17 protein-coding genes are annotated in these 21302 nt (G+C 58.9%); 11 read left to right on the forward strand and 6 right to left on the reverse strand.

What is annotated here, in order from left to right; all coding sequences use genetic code 11:
- The first annotated feature begins 248 nt into the window (after positions 1 to 248).
- The 4 genes from metC to hutC all read left to right on the forward strand — a co-directional run bounded on the left by metC (position 249) and on the right by hutC (position 5069).
- Entirely contained in the window at positions 249 to 1421 is a 1173-nt protein-coding gene (metC, locus tag ACR3XE_RS04830; RefSeq protein WP_473698739.1) for a cystathionine beta-lyase, read from the forward strand.
- A 251-nt stretch (positions 1422 to 1672) separates the two neighbouring features.
- On the forward strand, positions 1673 to 2641 hold the full coding sequence (locus ACR3XE_RS04835; protein ID WP_486186014.1) for a pyridoxal-phosphate dependent enzyme: 969 nt from the start codon (positions 1673 to 1675) through the stop codon (positions 2639 to 2641).
- Positions 2638 to 3948, forward strand: coding sequence for an APC family permease (locus tag ACR3XE_RS04840; RefSeq protein ID WP_473698737.1), 1311 nt, complete (start codon positions 2638 to 2640; stop codon positions 3946 to 3948). The genes ACR3XE_RS04835 and ACR3XE_RS04840 overlap by 4 nt, the downstream gene beginning before the upstream one ends.
- A gap of 347 nt (positions 3949 to 4295) precedes the next feature.
- On the forward strand, positions 4296 to 5069 hold the full coding sequence (hutC, locus tag ACR3XE_RS04845; protein WP_473698736.1) for a histidine utilization transcriptional repressor HutC: 774 nt from the start codon (positions 4296 to 4298) through the stop codon (positions 5067 to 5069).
- Between the two features lie 8 nt (positions 5070 to 5077).
- Here hutC and ACR3XE_RS04850 read toward each other — a convergent pair whose 3' ends face one another.
- From ACR3XE_RS04850 to ACR3XE_RS04865, 4 genes are all read right to left on the reverse strand, one after another.
- On the reverse strand, positions 5078 to 5821 hold the full coding sequence (locus ACR3XE_RS04850; protein WP_473698735.1) for a PepSY domain-containing protein: 744 nt from the start codon (positions 5819 to 5821) through the stop codon (positions 5078 to 5080).
- Positions 5818 to 6525: a PepSY domain-containing protein gene (locus tag ACR3XE_RS04855; protein WP_486185949.1), complete on the reverse strand. Its 708-nt coding sequence runs from the start codon at positions 6523 to 6525 to the stop codon at positions 5818 to 5820. Before ACR3XE_RS04855 ends, ACR3XE_RS04850 begins: the two co-directional genes overlap by 4 nt.
- 16 nt (positions 6526 to 6541) lie before the next feature.
- Positions 6542 to 9247: a TonB-dependent receptor domain-containing protein gene (locus ACR3XE_RS04860; protein WP_473698733.1), complete on the reverse strand. Its 2706-nt coding sequence runs from the start codon at positions 9245 to 9247 to the stop codon at positions 6542 to 6544.
- A 423-nt stretch (positions 9248 to 9670) separates the two neighbouring features.
- Entirely contained in the window at positions 9671 to 10438 is a 768-nt protein-coding gene (locus ACR3XE_RS04865) for a DNA -binding domain-containing protein (protein ID WP_473698732.1), read from the reverse strand.
- A 198-nt stretch (positions 10439 to 10636) separates the two neighbouring features.
- Between ACR3XE_RS04865 and ACR3XE_RS04870 the strand changes: the two genes are divergently transcribed.
- From ACR3XE_RS04870 to ACR3XE_RS04900, 7 genes are all read left to right on the forward strand, one after another.
- Complete coding sequence (locus ACR3XE_RS04870; RefSeq protein WP_473698731.1) at positions 10637 to 11383, forward strand: LuxR family transcriptional regulator; 747 nt, start codon at positions 10637 to 10639, stop codon at positions 11381 to 11383.
- Between the two features lie 78 nt (positions 11384 to 11461).
- Positions 11462 to 12091: an acyl-homoserine-lactone synthase gene (locus ACR3XE_RS04875; RefSeq protein WP_473698730.1), complete on the forward strand. Its 630-nt coding sequence runs from the start codon at positions 11462 to 11464 to the stop codon at positions 12089 to 12091.
- Positions 12092 to 12102: 11 nt separating this feature from the next.
- A complete protein-coding gene (locus ACR3XE_RS04880) occupies positions 12103 to 13002 on the forward strand; it encodes a phytanoyl-CoA dioxygenase family protein (RefSeq protein ID WP_473698729.1) in 900 nt (299 codons plus the stop codon).
- Complete coding sequence (locus ACR3XE_RS04885; protein WP_473698728.1) at positions 12999 to 13628, forward strand: GntR family transcriptional regulator; 630 nt, start codon at positions 12999 to 13001, stop codon at positions 13626 to 13628. The genes ACR3XE_RS04880 and ACR3XE_RS04885 overlap by 4 nt, the downstream gene beginning before the upstream one ends.
- An 88-nt stretch (positions 13629 to 13716) precedes the next feature.
- The gene (locus ACR3XE_RS04890) at positions 13717 to 13854 is read left to right on the forward strand and encodes a benenodin family lasso peptide (RefSeq protein WP_473698727.1); all 138 of its coding nucleotides are present in this window, start codon (positions 13717 to 13719) and stop codon (positions 13852 to 13854) included.
- A gap of 43 nt (positions 13855 to 13897) precedes the next feature.
- Positions 13898 to 14575 carry a lasso peptide biosynthesis B2 protein gene (locus ACR3XE_RS04895; RefSeq protein ID WP_473698726.1) on the forward strand — a complete coding sequence of 226 codons (678 nt, stop codon included), beginning with the start codon at positions 13898 to 13900 and terminating at the stop codon, positions 14573 to 14575.
- An 8-nt stretch (positions 14576 to 14583) separates the two neighbouring features.
- Positions 14584 to 16266 carry an asparagine synthase-related protein gene (locus ACR3XE_RS04900; RefSeq protein ID WP_473698725.1) on the forward strand — a complete coding sequence of 561 codons (1683 nt, stop codon included), beginning with the start codon at positions 14584 to 14586 and terminating at the stop codon, positions 16264 to 16266.
- Positions 16267 to 16362: 96 nt separating this feature from the next.
- Here ACR3XE_RS04900 and ACR3XE_RS04905 read toward each other — a convergent pair whose 3' ends face one another.
- Entirely contained in the window at positions 16363 to 18348 is a 1986-nt protein-coding gene (locus ACR3XE_RS04905; protein ID WP_473698724.1) for an Atxe2 family lasso peptide isopeptidase, read from the reverse strand.
- Positions 18342 to 21272 carry a TonB-dependent receptor domain-containing protein gene (locus ACR3XE_RS04910; RefSeq protein ID WP_486185950.1) on the reverse strand — a complete coding sequence of 977 codons (2931 nt, stop codon included), beginning with the start codon at positions 21270 to 21272 and terminating at the stop codon, positions 18342 to 18344. The genes ACR3XE_RS04905 and ACR3XE_RS04910 overlap by 7 nt, the downstream gene beginning before the upstream one ends.
- Positions 21273 to 21302 lie beyond the last annotated feature (30 nt).

The raw sequence follows: 21302 nt of genomic DNA on the forward strand, positions 1-21302 counted from the left end.
GGGGGCGCAAGGAATGACTTCGATAAGTTTCAAGCTAGCTGAGACCGTGGAGTCTCTGGGCACAAGGCGTGAGCAGTTTCTCCCGGTTGCAGATTTGAACCCGGGAGGACGAGAGTTTGCGCCCTGTTTGGTGCTTCTGCGACATTTCAGTTTGGTTGGGCAAGCACCGAGTTTAGAAGGCAATTATAATGCATGACGAGACCGCCAAACGCGGCGAATATAGTCACCGTTCCCACAGGGTGTCGGCAATGACCAATCTTATTCATTCGGGATCGCCTTCCGCGAACAGGGCGGGACTGCTCAACCCTCCGATCCATCGCGCTTCGACCATCACCTATGATAGCGTCGAAGCTTATACGGTGCGACATAGCCGCATCTATGATGACGTTATCTATGGTCTGTACGGGACCGAAACGACGTTTGCCCTCGAGGCAGCAATCGCCGCGCTCGAAGGTGGGCACAGGACTGTGGTAACCTCCTCCGGAACGGCGGCCATTTCGCTAAGCCTGTCGGCGTTTCTGTCGTCAGGCGATCACCTTTTGGTCATCGATACCGTCTATCGTTCAACGCGCAGATTTTGCGATGATGTCTTGACCGCAATGGGCGTCGAGGTTTCCTATTTCGATCCTGGCGTGGGCAGTGATATCGTCGCTTTGATCCGCCCTAATACGCGGGCTATCTTTCTTGAAACACCCGGTTCGCTGACGTTCGAGATGCCCGATGTTGCTGCGATCACCGCAGTGGCGCGTGCCCGCGAGATTGTCACTTTGATCGACAACACATGGGCCACGCCGCTTTATTTCCGACCGATCGAGCATGGCATCGATGTGTCGATCGCGGCGGCGACCAAATATCTGTCGGGACATTCCGACGTCATGCTTGGCGCGATGACCGCTGCGAACGAAGCAATATTCAGGAGGCTGAAGGACGCGGCGCGTTATTGGGGAAACTGCGTCGGGCCCGACGATTGTTACCTTGTGCATCGCGGCTTGCGCACGCTCGATGTGCGTCTGGAGCGCCACCAGCGCAACGCCTTGAAACTCATCGATTGGTTTCAGCAGCAGCCCGAAGTTCGCCATGTGCTTTATCCAGCGCTTGAGTCAGACCCAGGCCACGCGATCTGGCAACGCGATTTTGACGGGGCAACGGGCCTGTTCGGCGTCCTCTTTGACGACATGTCTCCACAAGAATCCTCCGCTTTCTTCAATCATTTCAATCTCTTTAAGATGGGCGCCAGTTGGGGTGGATTCGAGAGTCTGATCGTGCCAGCCTGGCCCGTGCCGGAACGCAGTTGCCAACCGGTCGACGAGGGGAGTTTGATCCGTGTCCACGCGGGTCTCGAAACTTGCGACGACCTGGTCGCTGATCTTTCGGCAGCTTTCGACCGGCTCCGGTCTTTAAGGAGCGGGGGCGGTTCGTGACGCAATCAATTTCACCTAAACCAAAACGCCGCGGCATCGCTTCTGGCAAAATTGGTCATAGGCTTAACCCGATGCTGTCGGGATATTCCTGCATCCAATGCCAAATGGAATTGGCGATCGGAGACTATTTTGAGGGTTGTCCTGCCTGTATGGGGCGCGGTGAGCCATCGACGCTAAAGTCGAAATATAGCGAATTTCCCTCCACGCTGAGCAATCGTCTCGCCCATGGGATGCTGCGATACGCGGCTTTGATGCCCTATTCGTCGTGGGTCTCGTTGGGCGAAGGCGGAACATCCTGCGTGAATTTCTCGTCCTTGGCGGATGAGCTGGATATGGCGGCAGTCTTTATTAAGAATGAAGGCCAGAATCCTAGCGGCTCGCACAAGGACAGGATGAGTTGTCTGACAGTAACACGTGCGCGCGATGTGGGGGCGACGACAATAGTCGCTGCTTCCAGCGGGAATGGCGGAGCATCCCTCGCTCTTTATGCAGCGGCTGCGGGACTGAAGTGCCGCATCGTCACGACGCCCGCATTGTCGCCAATCTATCGGCGCGCCATCGCGATGACCGGTGCCGAGATCGTCACGGCGTCGGAAAGTCTCGAGCGATGGCAACTTATCGCCACTATGGTGAAGGATGAGGGAGCATTTCCGGCGACAAACTATTTGGACCCGCCCGTTGGCAGCAATCATTTCGGTTTGGATGGGCTGAAGACAATCGCCTTTGAAATCTTCGAAGATGTTGGTGCGGATATGGTCGATGCCGTTCTGGTTCCGACATCTAGAGGTGATCTGATCTGGGGTCTCGCAGAGGGTTTTAGTCAGCTCAAGGCGATGGGCTTGATCAAATCACTGCCCCGGCTGTTCGCAGTCGAACCATTTGCGCGGATCAGCGCGGTGTTGGGCGGCGAGAAGATAACGGGCTCGTTTCCTGGAACGACGCGATTGACGTCGATCGGCGGTTCGACCGTCACCTATCAGGCGATCGAAGCAATCCGTGCCACCGGCGGCGGTTCCGTGGTTGTCGATGACAGGGTAGTCGCACGCGACCAGGCCCGCCTTGCCCGCCATGGCTGTTTCGCCGAGCTGTCATCGGCCGCGACCCTCACCGGGCTTGAACGGCTCTTGAAAGACAATATGATCTCGCCTGGCGACAGGGTCGCTCTGGTTGCCACCTCCAACGGCTATAAGGAACTTGCCGATGTCGAGGATGGCCGATGAAACAGACGGCAGCCTCGGACTCACGCCTGCGGCGCGAAATTGGCAAGATTGGCGTTGCGACAATTGCGATGAATGGCGTGATCGGCTCCGGCATTTTTGCATTGCCGGCGATCGCGATCGCGCAGACCGGTCATTTCAGTCCTTGGGTCTTTGTCCTTTGCGGGCTTTTGATCCTTTCGGTTGCGCTCACCCTCGCGCGAACCGCCGGTTTCTTCGAAATTACGGGCGGGCCGGTCGCGTACACGACCCACGCATTCGGCCGATATGTCGGATTCCAAACCGGCTTGCTGATCTATGTGAGCCGTGTTGCCGCGATTGCGGCCAGTGCAAATATCATTGTCAGCTATGCGGCTGCCCTCTGGACGCCGCTGGCATATGGGATCCTGAACGTCGCCGCGATTGTCGGCTATATTTCTCTTGCTACGTTATTGAATATCATCGGCGTCCGGGCGGGAATGGCGGGCGTCTACATCATCAGCGTCTTGAAGATTGCACCGCTGGCATTGCTGATTCTGGTGGGTATTCCGACCATTGAATGGGGCGGCATAACCGGTGCAAGTATGCCGGACACCGGGACGCTCGGTCAAACGATGCTTGTCCTGATGTATGCCTTTATCGGATTTGAATTCAGTCTTATTGCCGCCGGCGAGACACGCAATGCGCGCTCAGCAATACCCAGAACGCTGGTTGGCACGGTGGTCGCCATTTCGATATGCTATGCTCTCATCCAGTTCGTCGTCGTGTCGGTGGGACCGGATCTGGGTGGAAGCGACGCGCCGCTTGTCGAGGTCGCCGAAAGGCTGATGGGCCCGACAGGCGCGCTGCTCCTTGGGTTAGGTGTTATATTCTCAGTTGGTGGCGGAAGCCTAACTTCGTTGCTTACGGCGCCGCGGCTTACCTTCGCGCTGTCGTGCGATGGGAGCCTGCCAGCCTGGTTCGGCAAGGTAAGCGAGCGCGGCAAGGTGCCGGTGAACTCGATATTATTCTGCGGCGTTTTTAGTATGGGTTTGGCTGTCAGTCAGGGCTTTGTGTGGCTCGTTACGCTTAGCACCTTCGCTCGGCTGCTGAGCTACGCTCTGTGCATCGCGTCTTTACCAAAGATTGAAAAGACAATTGCTGCGGACAAGGGTCAGTTCAAATTGAGGGGAGGGCTGACAATCCCAGCAATTGGATTTTTGCTGACTATTTGGTTGATTAGCCACTCGACAGCCGACAATTTTCTGATTGCCGGTCTTATTGTTGCCATCGGCTCAATCATATTCTGGATATCCATCCGCGGTGCCAGGGACGCTGTAGAACCAGTCTAGCGGTATGGGCGATAGTATTTTCCGTCATTGTTGATTGGCTCGCCTTGGCGGACCTGTTCGTATCAGCCGACGAGCTCTCATTTATGTCAGTTCTGACCTATCTGCTTGTCGCAACTTGATTATTCCTGAACATAGGCCACAGCTTAGTCGAAGCGCGCGGGCATCCTTTACGCGACGAAGATGTTTTGGAGCGGTCCATAATGCGCGACAAGCCATCGCTACGGTCTACCCGATGGACTGGTTGCATACTCGATATCTTGAGAACAGTTAGTAGCGCGAATTTTGCGGAATATTTGGGTGCTCGAAGCTATGGCGGACAGAGATTCTTGCCTATATAGACTGGAACTATGGGGCAGCTGAATAATCCGCATTTGAATGATTTTCTCAAACCGCGACAAGAGTCCACTGATCATAATTCGCCGCGTTATGCAGCGATCAAGCAATTCCTTACTGACGCCATTCGCCAAGGTTCGTTGAAACCGGGCGACCGTGTTCCGTCTGAGGCCGAACTTGTCGAGCAGTTTAGCGTGTCGCGAATGACAGCCAATCGGGCGTTACGTGAGCTGCAAACTGCGGGCGTTCTGTTGCGCCGCGTCGGCATTGGCTCATTTGTCGCCGAACCCAAGCCGATCGGGCAGATGATCGAGATTCGTAATATTGCGGTAGAGATTCGTGAAAGAGGGCATGACTATTATGCTCGTGTGATCCTCAACGAAGCGCAGATCGCGACGGCCGCGACGGCGTCGTTCCTTGAGGTGGCGGTAGGAACGCGTTTGTTCCATTCCATCATCGTCCATCACGAAGCCGAATTACCGATCCAGTTGGAGGAGCGCTTCGTGCTTGCCTCAATAGCTCCCGACTATCACAATATCGATTTTACTCGGACCACTCCGAATGAATATCTGACGCGTGTGGCGCCACTCGAACATTTCGAGCACCGTGTTCGCGCTGAAATACCCGACGAGCGCATTTGCAGCTTATTGGGTCTCGTTGAGCATGAGCCTGTTCTGGTCATGACAAGAAAGACATGGAGCCGGTCGCGGCTGGTATCTCATGCTTGGCTGACGCATCCGGGCAGTCGTTTCGAGCTATCGGCGAGCCACTCGGTCGGCGATCGCTGAATCGGCCTTTATGAGGCTGACGTTATTTGTTTCGCATGAGGCGCTTTGCGACGGCGCAGCCAGCGGAAATCAACGCGGCTGAAACTTTTGAACAAGAGATAGAATCCGGTCCCCGATAGCCAGAGCACGCCGAATGCCACAAAGATGATGAGCGGATGATTGAAACTCTTCCGATTGATATAGTCCATATTATGCAGCATCCAGAAGAAGTCCCACGTTCGCCAGGTATCGCCTCGCATAACCAGAAATCGGCCCGTTGCTTGGGATATATAGGCGCTGCTATTCGCTTCGTCGGCAAAATTGACCCGCCACATGGCACCGTTGAAATCGCGTGCCTCGAGATTGGGCTTGCTAAGTAGCGCGGTGTTGCGGATCGGTGAATCGTTCATCATCGACGCCACCGCTCCTGCCATCGCAGCATCGACGATTATGGGCTTTCCTGTGATGGCATCGGCCAGTCGTACGCCATGCTTTGTTTCCAGCTCATAGACGGGTTGTCCCGCCAGATCGCGTAGCACGATGCCTGAAATAGGCTCGGCCCCGGCTATCGTTACAAAATCGACGGGCGCAATGTCCGCCGGGAGGGGAGGCGCTTGGGCAGCGGCCATGGCATGTCCGCCGACTTCGTCTTTGTCGAGCAGAGCCATCACCGATCCGCTAAGCGCCCACAGGATGAACTGTAGGCCGAGAATCAGGCCGACCCATTTGTGGATACGGCGAAAGAAAAGCGGCGTTAGACGAGGGCGTTTCATGCCTTTTTCCTTTTGCGGCGCTTGAATGACCAGATCAAGAGCCAGGCACCTGTAACCGCCATGGCGAATGCACTCCAAGTCGCGACGCGCAAGAGCGGATTGTTGACGTCGCTACGCTCGTCATAATCCATGATGTGGAGCATCCAGGCGAAATCGAATATCCGCCACAGGGCATGGCGCCGTGATAATAACTCGCCGGTTTCGGGTGAAAGATAGAGTGTCGGCCGATTCCAGCCCTCAAATTCTACCTGCCAATATGGGGGCTGCCGCGATTGCATTTCCATCGGTGCTGTAGTGAGAAGTTTGACCGCGACTATCTTGCCTTGGCCGGTGTAGATTCGCCGAGCAAGTGCCCGAATTTGCCGTTCGTCCGGAGGCGCCAGACGGGTTCCTACCTTGGCATCGTAAAGCATCGCGCCTTCGGGGGTTTCGGCACGCCAGACCGGTGCGCCGAAATAACGTTGCAGTCGTATTTCGGATGATCCTGGTGCCGCTGCCGCAATATGCGACGGCGGCACCAGGCGAGTAAGGTCAAAGGTTTGTGGGGCTTGCGCGCGCACCAGATGGTCGCCGTGGATCGTGTCGATATGGACGACGACCATGTAAAAGCCGGTCAGCGTCCACAACAGGACCTGAAGACCCACGAATAACGCTATCCACTTGTGGAAACGTCTGACAACCAGCGGCCAGCGTATCTTTGCCACCAATCCTCTCCCCGGATCAAAAGGCGGTACGGAAACCGACGTAGAATCGACGACCCAGCAGATCATAGGTCATCGTGTCGGTATTGGCGTCAGTGAAGCTCTGGATATAGGGGGGCTTCTTGTCGAAAAGATTGTCGACGCCAAGCTGGAAGCGCGTGCGCTCGTCAACTTCAAAGGCCAATTGGACATTGTGGTAAAAGATGTTGGGAGTGCTGTACCCGACATCGCCCGGCGCTGCGTTGAAATCGGTAGCCTCGCCGATCCACTGGGCTGACCATGTTGCTATGATGCCATCCTTGGCGGCTGTTAGTACGCCATAGCCGCGCCATTTCGGATATCCGCCATTGCCGCCACCGATAAAGCCGTCGAACAGGATCGGGGCGCCGCCAACAAAGGGACTGATCACATATTTGTTGAGATAAGTGGCGTTGATGTCCAGCGAAACGGCAACATCGCCCATTGAGCGGTTGTAGACCAGGCCCAGATCAAGCCCACTCATCTGTTCTCGACCGGTGTTAATCGGCTGCGCCGAGAGGGCCGTGATTTCGCCGGTGAGCGGGCTGCGGGTGAAATCGTCGCAGAATGTGCTGGAAAGATTGGTGCTGGCATAGCAAACGGCAAGCTTGGTCGAACCGGGGATCGCGCGGATTGCATCCTTGATGTCGATATCAAACCAATCGGCGGTGAGTGACAGGCCGGGAACAAGTCCCTTTGGCTGGACCACAGTGCCGATCGTCCAGGTCGTTGAACTTTCGGGTTTCAAATTCTGGTTGCCGCCCACCGTCGTGAGGATCGAGGTGCCCAGCTGAACATAATTGGTAGGCACACCCGTCGCCTGACAATTGGCGATCAGGGTCGCATTGCCGCTGGTCGAATAGCGGCTGCACGGATCGGTCGTTGTCAGATTGCCTTCGGATACGCCACCAAATAATTCGGGGACGTTGGGGATGCGAAAGCCAGTGCCATAGGTGCCGCGCAGCCGGACGCTGTCGTTGATCTTCCAGTCGGCGCTCAGCTTGTAATTCCAGTCGCCACCGAAAAGATTATAGTCCGAATAGCGAACTGCACCGTCGAGCGTCAGCGATTTAAAGAAGGGAGCATCGGAGAGCACCGGCACCGAGAGCTCAAGATAGGCTTCCTTTGCTTTGCTCGACCCTGAAATTGGATCTTGCTGGTTGGTATTGGCAATTCCGAGCACAGTCAGGGGGTCGGGATCGCGCCAGCCTTTTTCCTTGCGATAGACGACGCCGGCCGCGAACGACACTGGCCCGGCGGGCAAATCGAAGAGGCTGCCATTAAGGTCGGCCGTCACCGTCGCCAGTTCGTTGCCGCCGCGGTCTCGCGATGTGAAAAGGATGTAATCAAGCACTTCTGGTGTCAGGTCACCGGCACCGAGATAATCACCACAGGGGATGGCCGCCCCAACGGTCACGCTGCACTTGCTAGCATCGATCGAGTTGCGAACGCGCTCGAGATTGGCGATGTTTGTCGAACCATCCACAGCGGTGTTGCGGCCAAAGGCGCCCGCAACTTCCCATGCCCAGTCGTTGGACAATTTGCCGCGCAGGCCAAAGGTTCCTTGCCATGTATCGGTTTCTTGGAAAAACTGCCGCGGGCCGGGTTCGGCAAGTCGGCGCTGGATCAGAACGATGTCTTGGCCGGTCGGGTTTGTCGGGTTGCTTGCCGAAATAGCGAGGTTACGGAGCGTTCCTGGCGTCGCGATCTGATTGGATTTGCGAAAGGTGTAGAGAAACTCACCAAATGCTGTGATATTATCGCTGAGGTCGTAATCGGCGAAAAAGGCTGTGCTGATGCGCTCGACCGGGCTGACGGCGTTGAGGAAAGGCGCCGAATTGAAATTATGCTTTGCCGGGCTGTACGGTTCAAAGAAATTGCCGTCACCGCCGGGGGTCTGGTTGAAGTTGATCTGTTGACCATTGGGCAGCACCGCGCGACCGCCGATCGTCGATGCGCTGTTGACACAGGACAGCGAGCCCGGTGTTACTTCGGCGAGCGAACAAGGTGCTCGGCTTGCCATATTCACCGCGCTGGTTTTCTGGTAGGTCGCTGCAATCATCACGCCGCCGCGATCATTGCGGATGCCCCAGATCAGATCGGCTGAAAAATCTGATCCATCGCCCTTACCAGTGATGCCATAGCGTGCACTGATGCCGAGGCCTTCATAGTTGGTTCGCGTGACGAGGTTGACGACACCTGCCATCGCGTCAGCGCCATAAATCGCGGATGCCCCGTCCTTGAGGACGTCGGTGCGTGCAAGCGCGACGACAGGGATCATATTAAGATCGGGTGACGAATTTGCTCCGGTGCCACCCGCTACGAGGCGACGGCCATTCAAGAGGACGAGTGTGCGCTTGATGCCGAGACCGCGCAGGTTCACCTGTGCTGTGCCATATCCGTTACTGGTCCAATAGGCCGACGTCTGGTTGCCGGCGAAACCGGCATTGGCTGGCAGCCGCTGCAGGACTGTCTCTATGTTGACGATGCCGGTGTTTTCGATTTGCTCTGCAGATACGACGGTCGCCGGGCCTACGCCCGCGAGGTCTTGCCGCCTGATTCGCGAACCCGTGACGATGATATCACTTTGGCTGGCGCCATTTGAAGCCTCGGTACCGCTGTTGTTTGTATCCGATTGCGCCATGGCGGGTGTGGAAATGCTGACCATCATTGCCGCTCCGACGAGCAGTGTCGTTTTCGTTTTCATCTCATGCTCCCTGTCCTGATTTCCGTCAAAGAGCATTGGTTGTATATACAAGTCAATAGTGATTTTCTGAAAATTGAAAATTTAGTGAATTCAATACTATAGGGTAAATTTTTACATAAATTCCCCCACTCAATACGCAGACGAGACGACTAACCCTCAAAAATAATTCGACAAAGTTTTTCGCTGCCCGTTACTCAAATTCCTCCGCGTCGATGACCAGATCAACGCCACCCAACACAACATGGGCGATGACCGCAAAGCCGATAGTAGCGGCGCAGATGACAGTCAGATCAACCATGCGTCGTCTCCCGGCCTGACCACCGGAACGATGGTCAGGACTGCCAGGCGGATGGGCGTTGGGTGACCCCTTGTTAGGATACGGACATATTCTGTGCTGCCCGATATGGCATTATGGTCAACGCGTTATCGGAACCAAGGCCCAAGGAAGGGGTCGTCAAGATATGTATTGGCCGCGCGCACCAGACGCCGGACGCGTAAACGGTAGGAGTCGCTTTCGCTGCGCCAGCGTGAGTTGGCGATCGCGGCCCCGAAGAAGATGCGCGCCATATCCTGTTGCGTGGCCCCTGCTGCGAGCGCATCGGCGGTTCGCAGTTCGAGGATCCAGCGCGGCGCGCGACGTTCGCGGGGACGAAGCGAGGGCGGCAAGTCGCCATGATGCGCGAGCGCGCCGAGTTGTCTGAGGGCAGCCAGTTTTTGTGCCGCCGTTTCGAAGCCGACGAGATGATGTTCGAGGAGCACCGGTCCACCAAGCATTGTGCCGTCATGAAGGTCGAGCCGCACCATCCACTGCCCGTCGCTCAAGAGCCAATGTTCAGTTCCGCTCTCGTCCACGGCCACCGCAACAAGATCGGCAAAGCATCTGATGTCGAACATGTCGCCCACCCGGAGGCAACCCGACCTCGGTCTGCTCTTTAGGACCTGCGGGTCCGCTTCATTGGCCCAAATCGGACGTGCGTCGGGCGTTGCGCGATTGGGATCTTCATAAGCCAGCAGACCAAATTCGGTCGGCGGAACGAAGCGATCTCGCCATGCCGCGCGATAGGGGAGGTGGCGGCGCAGCCATTCCCAGGCAAAGGCGCGCCGGTCGGCCTGCAAAAGCGCCCGGTAAGGACCGGCGGACTGCCAGTTCGTCCCGCAGGGCGATCCGTCGGGTGCGCCGGTGTTTGCCATCAGATAATATGTTCATAATATAGTTGAAATATTTCCAACGCGTCCTGATAAACGCCTCTCGTATATTTTTCAGCCGTGTGATTTGCGGCGGGGCCTTTCATCCTGCCCCGGTGGTTCCTCGAGAGACCAATGCCGGTGCGGACCGATCGAAAGGGCGGACTGACGGCGACGGCTTGAAACGCCGCGTTGGTTCGCAATATGACAATGCCGACTTTTGACGCGGCCCAGCATATGGCGGACGGTTTTACGCGCATTACCGTGGCCGCCGATCTTGAAGATCTTCTTGGCGAAGTTTGCCGCCACCTCGATTGCCATTATTTTGCCCTCAGCCACCATGTCGATTTTCTCGGCGCGCCCGGGACAGGATTGCGGGTCCACAATTATCCTGACGAATGGGCTATATGGTTCGACACCCAGCGGCTGGGCGTCCATGACCCGGTGCATCGCCTGTGCCATCGAACAGCGGCAGGCTTCTTCTGGCATGACATGCTTCAATCCGCGCCGCTCGCTCCGGATGACTGGACCGTCTTCGCCCGCGCGCGGGCGCATGGTATCGGTGACGGATTGACGATCCCGGCGCATGTTCCGGGCGACGCACATGGCTCATGCTCTTTCGCCTGGCGGCGCGGCGAGACACCCGATGCGGCTGCGCTCATATTTGCGCAGTCGATCGCAAATTTCGCTTTCGAAGCTGCGCGGCGTGTCTACGGGGCGCCCGACAAGCCGCACCAGCGTCTGACCGAACGCCAGCGCGAATGCCTGCTGTGGGCCGCGCGCGGCAAGACAGACTGGGAGATCTCGCGCATTCTCGGCATCGGTCATATGACAGTCGTCGATCATATCCGCCATGCGCGCGAACGTTATGACGCCGACACGCGCGGGATGCTGATTGTCCGGGCGCTATTCGACGGAACCCTCCATTTCGGCGAGATCGCCGCGCGCTGACCCCCCATTTCTTGGTATAGCGGGACAAATTTTTCCGGCTCAAATCCTCTGTCTCTTATCCATCAAGGGAGACATGGGATGCTTCGCATAGTTGATCATCGTAACCGGGATTTGGAACATAAAGCGCTTCGCGAGATGTTCGAAGCGCGCAAGCAGGTCTTCGTCGATCTGCTCAAATGGGATCTGCCGGTGCTGGCGGGGCGCTTTGAAGTTGATCATTTCGACGACGGCGAAGCCGTCTACCTCATTGTTACCGATCGTGCGGGCGCGCATCTTGCGTCGGCGCGGTTGCTAGCCACAACGCGCCCCGCTCTGCTCGACAGCCTCTACCCGCAACTTGTTGACGGGACTGTCCCGCAAGGGGCGGATATATGGGAAATCACGCGCTTCTGCCTGTCGCGCAGGATCGGCGCCAATCTGCGCCGCGAGGCGCGCGACGCCTTGTTGGTCGGGCTGGCCCGATTTGCGCTCGAGAATGGCATCGGCTCTTACACCGGCGTTGCCGAACTTTCCTGGTTCGAACAGATCCGCACCTTCGGATGGGATTGTTATGCTCTGGGGCAAGCCCAGCGGTGCGATGGTCGCATGCTGACGGGGCTGCGAATTGATATCGACGCCGCTGTCATCGCGCGCCTCGCCGCTGCGGGGATATCTGCAGCAGATGTCACAGTCCCGACGTCCCAAACATGCGCTGCCGAAGCTGCCTGAGGAGATTTAGGATGGACAAGAGTCTCACCCAGGCTTCCTGCGGCGATGATGCGGCAAGGCAGCTGGCTCTTCATGGCTATGTCATAGTACGCGGCCTCGTCGCGCCGACCCGCATCGCCGAGATTGAAGCGGATCTTTCGGACCGGTTTGAGGCAACCCCTTTTTGCGAAGGCGGCTTTTACGGCGCGCGTACCAAGCGCTTCGGCCGTCTCCTGATCCGCTCGTCGCGTGTGGCCGGGCTGGTCCTGAATCCTGTTATTTCGCAAATTGTCGAAACCATGCTCGGTCCCTGGTGCGACCGCGTCCAGCTCAACCTGACCCAGGCCATCGAGATCCATCCGGGCGCGCTCGCGCAATTTCCGCATCGCGATCAGGATATGTGGCAAGCCGTGCATGGTGAGGTCGAATATCTTGTCAATGTCATGTGGCCGCTCACGCGCTTTACCTGCGCCAATGGCGCAACACGCATCTGGCCCGACAGTCATGGCGCGGCGGCACTGGCAAGCGCGCCGACGGGGGATCCGATCATTGCCGAAGCCGATCCCGGCGATGCCATTATCTTTCTTGGATCAACCTTGCACGGCGCGGGCGGCAATGCGAGTCAGGCTGTGCGCCGCGCGCTGATCACCAGCTATTGCCTCGGATGGCTCAAACCCTATGAAAATCAGTGGCTCGCCTATCCGCCCGAGATTGCGAAGGATTTTCCGCCCGCGCTCGCCGCGCTGGCGGGCTATGCCCAGCATCGCCCTAATCTCGGCAATTTTGAAGGCCAGTGCCCGTCGCTATTGTTCGACGGCTATCCCGTTGATCCGCTGGCGGCGGTCGATGCATTGCGGCCCGATCAGGCCGAGCTGCTCGCCGCACATGTTGCAGGGCAACGAGCGGCCGTCGACGCGGAGATCCGATCATGAGTCCGGGCGCGACGATGGAACGCGTCTATCTCGAAATCAAGGCACGCATCATGGCGGGCCAGATCGAGCCGGGCGCGCGGCTCGATCCGGTGCATCTGGCGCGCGAACTTGCGGCGAGCGCCACCCCGGTGCGCGATGCCTTGCACCGGCTTACCGGGGAACGGCTCATCGAAAGCTGGCATCAGGACGGCTTCCGCCAGCCTGTCTGTAACGAGAACGACCTGCGCGATCTCTATAGCTGGTCGCAACTGTTGCTCGGACTTGCGCTACGCGCGCCGGGCAGCGTCACGTCGCTCGAGGGGCCGGTCTGTGCGGCGGAGGGGGACGATTATATCGCGCGAATCGGGCGACTTTTTCGCGCGATTGCGCTTCTCACCCCTAATCGCGAATTGCGATATGCCATCGCGAATCTCGTTGACCGGAGCCATGTTTTCCGCCGGGCGGAGATCGAAGCAGACCCCGCTAGCCTTGATGCGCTCGCGGCGATGGAGCGCGCGTTTCAGCAGGAAAGCTGGCCGGAAGTGCGTGGCTTGCTGCAAAAATTTCATCGCCGTCGTATCGCACAGGCCGGAGCCGTCGCGCTCCGTCTTCGGCCAGCCGAGCGGAAGCTCGGACAACATTCGTAGAATAATCGCCGTATAAACTGGCTATATCGAACGGCCTTCCTAGCCTTGGACGTGCCGCAATATCGCGGCGTCAACGAAGGAGGGTCCCATGGACCGCAATGATATGGCCGAGGACGGCATCGTAGAACTGGGCATCGCCAGCGTCGAAACGCTGGGTGTCGCAGGTCCCTTCCCCGAACCGGAAGGTCTCGACATCGTGCCGCACAGCGGCCTTTCGGCCGAATGACGGCTGGGGACGCGGCGCCCAGCGCCGCGTCCTCTCATTCAAGATGGACTATCATCTTCCCTCCCATGTGAGCTTCGGCCTCGTTGATCGCCAGGCCATATTACTCGACCTGAAAGCCGATCGCTATTTTTTGCTCGGCCCACCCGAGGCTGGTGCGCTCTGTGCGATCGGTAACGCTACGGGGCAGGGCGGGCATGATCAGTCCATCAAGCGTCTCATAAAGCACCGCCTTCTGACAGCCGGCGAAGGTGCCACTGTGTGTCCCGTTGAGGCGCCTGAACTTCGGGCGTGCGCCCTCGAGGCAAATGATCCTGGTGGGTCGTTGCCCCTTGTCGAAGCAGCGTACTTCCGCCTGCAAGCCGGCGCGATGCTGCGTTTATGCGGGCTGGCAGCAACGATTGCCTATTGGCGACATCTTCGCGACAAAATTGCCAGACGGTCATCCCATGTCGATCGCCGTGAAGCACAAGCTGCAGCGCGAGCGGCTTTTATCGCACGCGGTTACCAAAGGGCGCGCGTGATTGTTCCCTTACGGCGGCTCTGTGTGCCTGAAAGTCTGGCCCTTGCGCGCTCGCTATGGCGTCGCGGCATATCTGCGGATCTCTATTTTGGCGTCCGTATGTCCCCTTTCGTGGCGCACGCCTGGGTTCAATATGATAGCCTGCTTCTCTCGGACCCGATCGCTATCGTTGCCGACTATCAACCGGTATTCCGCCTGTGAGCCTTCGGATGGCGTTGATCGAAGGGCCGCGCGCCATCGGGACATTGTCTGGCGATGCCGTCGAGCTCGGACAGATCGGCGCGGCCCGTGCATATGGGGATGCTGCGCTTCCCGCTGCGTGGACGAGCCGCACGTTGCTTATTGGCTGGGCTTTTCGCCGCTCCGATCTCACTGCGTGCCACCAGCTGACTGTCACGGAGGCCGATCTGCTCGTAAACAGCGACGGAGCCTGGGCGATTTCGGAACTCTGGGGGAATTACCTGCTGTTCTGGATGAACCGGTCGGGCGAGGTGCATATGCTACGTTCGCCGGTTACGGGCCCACCGCTGTTCCGGACGGTGGACCGGAAGGTGGGCGGCTGTGCCTTTACCGATCTCGCGCTGGCCCGTTCCTTGGGCTTTGCGCTCGACCGACCGGATCCGGCGATTGTCGATGCCCATCTTCGCTACCCACATCTGCGCGGGCCGCGGGCGCCGATCATCGGCGTCGAGGAAATTCTGCCGGGCGAAGTCGCCTCGCTCAAAGGCTCTCGGCACCTTGGCGCAAGTTGGTCGCCCTGGCATTATGCGACGCAGCCACCAAAGCGGGTGGCGGCCGCCGCGTTGCGCGAGGTCGTAGAGGGCGTCGTGTCGGCTTGGGGTGGTCGCTTTGGGCGGATCCAACTCGAACTTTCGGGAGGCATCGACAGCAGTATTGTCGCGGCTTGTCTTGCAGGAAGGCCTCAGCCCTGGCGCGCCATAACCATGGCCACGACCAACCCCGATGGTGATGAGCGGATCTATGCTCGCGCTGTCACGGCGCAGGTCGGAATCGAGCTCGCTGAACTGTTGTTGCCCAGCGAACCCGCCGACCCGCTCGCACCGCATGGGCGGTTGCGCGTGAGGCCTGGCGGATTCGGACTGCTCGCGCCGCAGGATGCGCAATTTCTCGCCTGCGCCCGGGATTATGGGGCCGATGCCATATTTTCAGGAACCGGCGGTGACGGGGTATTTGGCTATCAGACATCGGTTGCTCCGGCGCTCGACGCACTGCGCTTTGAGGGGCCGCGTGCCGCTCTTCGCGCCGCGACCGATCAGGCCGCGATTACCGGCGACAATATCTGGAATGCTCTTCGACACATGGTTCGGGGGCTGGTCATGAAGCCCCCATTCTGGCCAGTCGACAACAGCCTGTTGTCGCGACGACATGGAGCTGGGCGACCACCGCATCCCTGGGGTGACGGCTGCGCGCGCGTTGCACGGGGACAACGATATTATGGTCTGAACCTGTTGCTGATCCAGCCTTTCCTCGACGGTTATGACCGGGCGCTTGTTATACCAAAGATCGCACCGCTTCTCGCCCAGCCGATTGTTGAGTTCGGGCTTGGCGTTCCAAGCTGGCAGTGGGGGGAGGGCGGTGTGAACCGGGCGCTCGCGCGTAAAGCCTTTGGTGTCTCGCTACCCGATATCGTGCTCGCGCGGCGCAGCAAGGGGCGTATATTGTCGCTATTTCTCCCTGCCTACGCGGCTCATCGCGAGCGTCTGCGTCCGTTTCTGCTCGAGGGCTGGCTGGCAGGCGAAGGGATTATCGATTGCTCTGCGATCGATGCGTTGCTGACGGAACGGACGAAGGGCGATGCGCTCACGATGATGAGGATATTGCATATCGTTGATACGGAACGCTGGGCGCGATCCATCCTTGGTCAGACATGATGGTCAAACCTCGTTTGATTGCGAGACTGTCGCAGACTGGACAAATGATATGGAAAGAGCCGTGCCGGGCGCCACGGGGACGCGCCCGGCACGGATTCAGCGTGCGTGAGCGGGCAAGGTCCGCTCCGCACGAAGCTGTTCCCAACGCACATATTGTCGCGCCTTGGCAGGATCGGAATCCCGTTCGCCTCTCAGCCAGAACCGATACCAGTCGAGGTTGCGCTCATAGACCGCCAGCTTGTGCGCTGGCTGATATTTGATGTGGATTTCGTCGGGAAAAGCGAAGAGTTCGACGGGCTTGCCGGCAATCTTGAGCTTGGTGTGGAGTTCGACGAGATTGCGAACCTCGGATTCGGGCACCTGCATCAGAAGCGGCGTGTTGATCGCATCAATGTCCCATACCGGCGAGACAAGATGCCAGCGATCAGGATCGCTTTCGGGGTCGCCGATCTGCCAGAAGTCGCGAAGCATTTTTACAAATCCGCGATCGGGTATGGCATTGGACCAATAATAATGCGGTGTGATAACGCTAGATGAAATCGTCGCTGCCGCAAAACGGTTCGACTTGCGAACCGCCCACATCACCACCGTCGCGCCAAAGCTGAGGCCCCCGATGCCGACATGGTCTGGGTCGATCTCGCCCGCCGCGGCGAGTTGGTCGATCGCCGTATCGATCGCCTCCAGCGCCACTCCATAGCTCGCTTGCGTATCATGACCTCCGACAGGGGCTTTGCCGACCATGCACAGCACGGCGATACCGTGCTCGACGAGCGGAAGCATGGGAATCTCGTTGCCGACCCCGCCCTTTAGAAACCCGTCGCAACTATAATATTGGATGACCAGCGGCAATGGGCCTTTCGCTCCGCTGGGCTTTAGTAAAATGCCATCATGGCCGTTTGCCCAGTGCATCGGTGTCGCCACAGCGTCGATGCGTCCGCGCAGATCGCTATTGGGGTCGGCGAGCACCGTTCGGTGCGCGTCGTCAAAATCTATGCGGACGAGGTGCGGTGGGCTCGTCGGCAGGCTTTCGGCACAGACCATCGCAATGTCCGCGATAATGCAGCGGTCCTGCCAGATTGACGTTCGAACCACACCATCGGTGACGGTGAAGAGTCGTGCCGATTTATCGCCGATCCGCCAGCGCCATATTTTTTCGCGTGCACTTTCCGCCCTTTCGAACAACAGGAGTTCATCATGTCCCGGGCGTGCGCCGATCGCGGTGAGACGCGGCGAGCGGCAAGCCGATGCCGCACATAGGATGCGGCGTCCGTCGGCGAAGGTGACGACAAGCTGCGTCGTCTCGCCAGTGCCTTCGATCGCGGCCTGAGCGCCCTTCGCGAGTTTGATCGTGCGACCTTGTCTGGGCAATGGCCGAGGAAACATAGGTAGTCCGGCGTCCTTGGATGCGGGCGATAAGTCGATAATCTTGTCCGTTTTCGGTGCATCCCAGAGTATTTGTGCACGATCAAACCAGTTGTGCGTCCAGCGCTGCATGATGCGCCGACCGCCTTCGATAACCCCGCCGGCGAGAGCCTGGCCGAGATCGACGCTGTCATCGACAAGGACACCGCCGTCATAGGCGTGTTTCTGTGCGGCTGCGACGGCCTCACGCGTGGCACCAACCGTGAAGCGCAGCGCCCGCCCGTCTTCCGAAAGGCTGAAATCGACGATATTGGCAGGATCGACAATTTCGCGGCGGAGGCCCTTGCCATCGCGCCAATGCCAGATGGCCACTACGCCGTCGTTGAGTCCAAGAAACCGAAATCCCCTCGAATCCGGATCCCATATCGGTCGCTGCTCGGCCACCGATCCCGCGCCGTCGTGGCGAACGGTCCCGGCACTTCCGGCATGGATTGGTTTGCCGCCGTTGACGTCCACCACATACCAATCAAGCCGCGTATCATTGGCTTCCACCGATGGTCGGCTGACGCGGAATAAAATGCGCTTTCCATCAGGCGAAAGGAGCGGACCCATGATGTCGGCGACTTCGACAAGGTCATGAGAATTCACTGGCGCGCGAGCGGCTTTGGCGCTGCTTGTCGTTGTTGACGACAGGGCAAGCATCGCGGCGAGGATTACCATGAGATCACCGCCTGAAGGGCGAAGTTTCGACCGATCGCGCTTGCCTGCTCGGGGTCATAGCCGAGGGTCACTCCGGCCGAGCGAAATTGGGCATAAGGCGGATCGCGGTCGAAGAGATTATTCACGCTGAAGGCCAGGCGGAGCGAGCGGCCATCATTCTGCTCGGGCGGCGCCCCGATGGTTATGCCAAGTTGGAGATCGACCGTTGTCCAGCTCTTTACGCGTTCGACAGGCGTGACGGTCAGATTGCGGTAGCTCGCGACATGGTTGACGCCGAGACCTGCATCGAAGGATCCGATCATGATGCCAGCCTGGCCGCGCAGGCGCAGCTTCACAGGGGCTCCGAGCGTCCCGACGACATTGTTCGCGGGCGCTGTGTCGGTGAGCCTGTTGTCGATCGTGAACAGCCGCGAGCCCCCGAATGAAAGGCTGACGCTGCCGTCTGTGATCGGTCTGGAATAGGCCAGGTTGAAGTCGAGACCGCGCACCGTCGACCGTGACAGGTTGCGTGTTCGGGCATCAACAATCGCCGCCACCTGATCTTGCGTGATACCGATCGCATTCGAGAAGCTCGGGTCGGCGAAATAGGCCGCCACGGTTGCTGGATCTGGCGTTTCGTCAATCAGACCCCCATAGATGTCGCGACGCGCGAAAAAGGATTGGAGGAAACTATTCGCCGACGCGATCCGGTCGCTGTAGCGGATATCGAACCATGTCAGGTTGATCTTCGCGCCCGGCAGGAAGCGCGGCTCGAGATCGAGCCCCGCCGTCCAGCTCGTCGCTTTCTCGGGACTAAGATCGGGGCGATAGCCAAGCAGGAGCAGGACATTGGTCTGGCCGGTTGGTGAGGCCGGGTCCGCGAGGCGGAAGGTCTGGTAACGCGCATTGGCCGTTCCGACGAGCTCATCGAAAAAAGGTGCCCGGAACGAGCGACCATAGGAAGCGCGCAGTGCGATACCGGGGTACGGCACCCATCGCGCACCAAATTTCGGATTGGCGCTATCGCCGACGTCGGAATAATCCTCAAAGCGTCCGGCAGCCGAGAGGCTGAGCGTCCCAGGGAAATTCTCGCCCGCATCAAAGACGGGAACGGCCAGCTCGCCGTAAAGCGCTTTCACGATGCGCTTGTCAGGAAGTCCCGGAATGCCCGTGCTTTGCGGTGCAGACGAGACGATATCGAATGTCTGGAGGTAGGTAATGCTGTCGCGGCGATACTCGGCGCCCAGTGCGAGCTTCGCGTCGCCTGCCGGGAGCGTGAACAGCTTGCCGTCGGCGCGTAGCGCGGTCGTCCAGTTGCGATAGCGGGTTCGGACCGACAGGCTGCCGCGTAGGCGGTCGATGAGGGCTGGGTCGTTGACCGCACCATCACCGAATAGGTTGATCGCCTGTGCCCGGTCGGTCGCGGCGACCGCGTTCGCAAGGCGAATGAGGTGGGCAATATTGACGGCGTCATACCCTTCGCGCTGCACGCCATATCCACCCGAGAGCTCGATCGACCAGCTTCCGATATCGGCGCGGACGCCCAAGCTGGTGTTCAGGGCTTTGACACTGCCGCGGACACCTTCGGGGCCGAAGTCGGCCACCGGGTCATAATAGACGGTGATATTCTGGCCGGTACCGATCGGGTCGACATAATAAGGATTGGCAGGCGTAACGATTTGCTGGGACACACCGATGATGCGGCGCCGGGCTTCGAAATTGCGCGTCGCATAGAGCCCGCGCGCAAACAGGCGGATATGATCGCTCAGCTCTTGTTCGGCGCTCGCATAAAGACTGACGCTTTTCTGTTGCGGGAGGATGTCGACCTTCTTGCGGCTGTCGCCACGGTTGAAATCACTGGTTGGAATCAGCTGGGCAGGCGTCAGACCCGACCCATCCTGGCCTGTCGGGATCAGGAAATGCTGGCCATTGGCGGCGATGATCGTTCCCGGATTGTTGAAATTGGAGCGAAAATCGGGGCCACCGAAGGGGCGTAAATCCTCGGTTGCAAAGGCGCGCTTTGTAGAGGCAAGATTTCCGCGACGATAATATTCGCCTGCCATAACGATATGGCCTGTCTTCCATGCGGTGCCGAGGAGCTGGCCGACTTGAACCTCGCTATAATCGCCATCGGCGGTGCCCGCACGGGCGCGTGTTTCGGCCCCCTCGAAATGATTGCGAAACCGGATGTTGACGACTCCGGCGACCGCGTCGGAGCCATAGATGGCCGAAGCGCCGTCGGTGAGGATCTCGACGCGCTCGACAGCGAGCGAAGGCAGGAGCGAGATGTCGGCAAAGGCGCCCGACGTGCCGCCAAGGGCTGGACGCGCCCCGTCCAGAAGGGTCAGCGTCGATCCGGTTCCCAATCCGCGCAGATTGATTCCGGTGCCGTAGCCGGTGTTGCTCGCGGCATTGCCTCGCGCGGTGGTCCCAACATTGGCCTCCGCCGCACCCCCCGAAAAATTCTGCGGCAGTGTCTGGATAAAATCGGCCAATGTGGACCGACCGCTGCGGTCGAGCGCTTCGCGGTCAATCGTTGTCACGGGCGATCCAATTGGTCCGCTCCCCCGAATGCGCGTGCCCGTGACGATGATTGCGTCGTCGAATCGGTCGGTTGATTCCTTCGTCCCGCCGTTTGTGGCCCGGAGCACCAATGCGCCGTCCACGATGTCGACCGTCAGACCGGTTCCAGCGATAAGCCGGGCGAGGGCGACGTCGGCGGGCAATCGGCCACGGACAGTGCCGCTGCGGTGACCTTCGACAAGGCCTGCGTCGGCGATAACCTCGCGGCCCGACACCTTGGAATATTTCTGCAGCGCCGAACCAAGGGACTGCGCTGGGATATCATAGTCGTGTATAGTGTCCTGAGCCGAAGCCGGCGACGCATAAAGTGCAATTGCCGCACATCCTGATGCCAGAAGTGCTGTAGTGATCCTGTTGTGCATTTTTCCCTCCCTCGCGGCCTCTCTGGCCGT

Source organism: Sphingopyxis sp. 10G20-10 (assembly GCF_057365075.1).